1 protein-coding gene is annotated in these 2851 nt (G+C 45.8%); it reads left to right on the top strand.

Annotation, left to right across the window (positions count from 1 at the left end; translation table 11 throughout):
• Positions 1 to 70: 70 nt before the first annotated feature.
• Positions 71 to 2851, top strand: a 2781-nt coding sequence (locus Q8R38_00770; protein ID MDP3790564.1) for a YDG domain-containing protein, incomplete at its 3' end; no start/stop codon positions are given.

Genomic DNA, 2851 nt, shown 5'->3' with positions numbered 1-2851 from the left:
CACAAGTGTACAGATTACAGGTCCTCCCGACGGCTTTGGCCAAATAATTTACCCTATATCGAGTAGTCTTGTGCTCAAGGCGACTCGAACAACTGTTTATAATGACCAAAATCCCTCATACTTCTATGGAAATATCACATTTTATAACTTCGAATGCTTGACTCCTGATAAAGAACTATACTTTGAAGCCGGAAGGACCTATACCTTTAAAGGCTCTCTTAATATCGTAGGATCCCCTGATATAGGAGCGGAAGAATACTATATTAAACTGCGCTCTCAGACACCCGGCAGCCAGTATTACATCAATATAGACACGGATACATATACCCTGGATAAGGTCTTTGTTAGTGACTTCTATGCCTTAAACTACATATTTATTCCTAACGGTGTAAATGAAGGCAATAACTACAATATGCTCATAGACCCTACCTGGGATGGCGGAGGCACAACGTATCTTTGGAGCGATGCCAATAACTGGAGCGGTAATACCCTGCCTAACGGCGATGCTGTTACCTTTGATGGGACTTCTACCAAGGATTCCATTGTAGATGCCGCATTTACCAATAGTATTCTCTCTTTAACCATAACAGCGGCCTATACAGGTACTATATCACTGGCTAATAACCTTACCATTACAGGCTCCGGCACATGCTTTAGCCAGGCAGGCGGCACTTTTAATGAGACTAATGATACGGCAGGCGCTAATGGCAATAATATAGTACACGCTAACGGTTCTCTTTCAGTAACAGGCGGAACCTTTAATGGGCCATCTAACCCTAATGGAGCCACTACAGCAGCTACCAGAATCACTACAGCTACGGAATTAAACAATATCCCTACAACCGGCCTCGGATTAAACTATGTCCAGACCGTTAATATTACCGACTGGACAGGGGTGACATTCTCACCCATAAACACATTCACAGGCAAATACAATGGGTATGGGTATACGATAGACGGCCTGACGATAAACCTTTCTGCAACTGATAATGTGGGGCTCTTTGGTTCCGCTACGGCAACTCTCTCTAATATATACCTTACTAATGTCAATATAACGGGACAGAATAACGTGGGCGCTCTTGTCGGATTAATCAATAGCGGAAATAGCACTATTTCCAATTGTTATTCCACCGGCACTGTTACGGGAACAGGCAGTTATGTGGGTGGACTGGTGGGATATATTAATCTCGGAACAGAGAGTACCACCACGGTAACTATCTCCGGGTCTTATTCTACAGCGAATGTTTCAGGAGTTAGCTATGTAGGGGGATTGATAGGGCTTTCCAGCGCTGATGAGACTGATCAAACCATATCAGTTTCTTCAAGCTACGCTACCGGGACTATTTTAGGAACAGGAGATTATGTAGGCGGGTTGGTGGGGCAAAACTATGCGGGAGGAGGCGCCTCTACCTTTGCTGATTCCTATGCCACAGGTAATGTTTCATCCACAGCATTAAGTATTTATGTGGGTGGGCTGGTAGGAAGTAATGATATTGATCCTAATTTTGGTTATGGCACTAATACCATAGATAGCTGCTACGCCCTGGGGACGGTTTCCGCTAATGGGGGCGGGCTTGCGGGTGGCGGCGACACTTCATATTTTACAAATTCTTACTTCACCGACTACAACCACGATAACTCATATGGCACTTTAGCATCGGGTGCGGATACTGTGTGGACATGGACAGGCGCAGGAGACGGCACAACTTGGGCAAGCGCGGCTAACTGGAGTAACCCAAGATTTGCCGGATATCCTTCTAACTACGGTCACACGGCAGTATTTGATGCAGGCTCCTCAAGCGTAGCCACCCCTTCAGCAAGCACATTAACATTAGGTAATCTTACGCTTGCCACGGGTTATTCAGGTACATTAACATTAGGCAATAACCTTACTATAGATGGCACAACAGATGCTCAAAGCACACATGGAACGCTTGCGGTTAATGCCGGCACTTTTGTTTCCGGAGCGTATACTGTTACTATTCAGGGGGCGAGTGGCGTAACTCCTTATGACGCAACCGCAGCCAACACTGATTGGACAAATGGCACATTAAATATACAGGCAGATACAGATTTTACGCTTCCAGCAAGCGAAGCATATAATAACCTTACACTTGGCAGATATTCAGAAGGAGGCACTACTACTTATGCCATGGGTGCCGGCACAACTATCAGCGGTACCTGGACCATAGATGCAGATGCCAAGATATCATTGACGGTAAGTGCCGCCGGTGTTAATAAGGTTTATGATGGCGGCACTACGGCGACAGTAACTACATCTGATGATGGAGTAGCCGGTAAGAATCACGATTTTACAATCAATTACACGGCTACATTCGATACCAAGAACGTCGGGACAGATAAAACAGTAAGCGTAAGCAGTATTTCCTTAAGCGGCACAGACGCGGGCTACTATACTCTTCTTTTCACAACAGCTACCACCACTGCCAATATCACAGCCAAGCCTATTACGGTTACAGCTACCGCAGGCCAGACTAAAGTATATGGCGCTAGCGACCCGACATTTACATATACCAATACAGCATTGGTAGGCGGAGATTCCTTCTCAGGAGCCTTAGGCCGCAATGCCGGCACTGACGTAGGCACTTATGCCATAACCCAAGGTACATTATCGGCAGGGTCTAACTATACGATAACATTTGAGAGCAGCAACTTCAGTATAACTGCTAAAGACTTGACTGTTACAGGCATTACCGCTAACAATAAGACATACGACGGCACAACAGCCGCTACCCTTAATACGACACTGGCAGCCTTAAGCGGTGTAGTAGCCGGTGATACAGTTACCCTTGATACTACAGCCGCTACAGGCGCATTTGCAAGTAAAGAT

The sequence above is a fragment of the Candidatus Omnitrophota bacterium genome, assembly GCA_030695905.1.
GTDB lineage: Bacteria > Omnitrophota > Gorgyraeia > 2-01-FULL-45-10 > 2-01-FULL-45-10 > CAZHPY01.
Note: the sequence above shows the minus strand (reverse complement) of the source record. Positions and strands in the feature narration are given on the sequence as shown.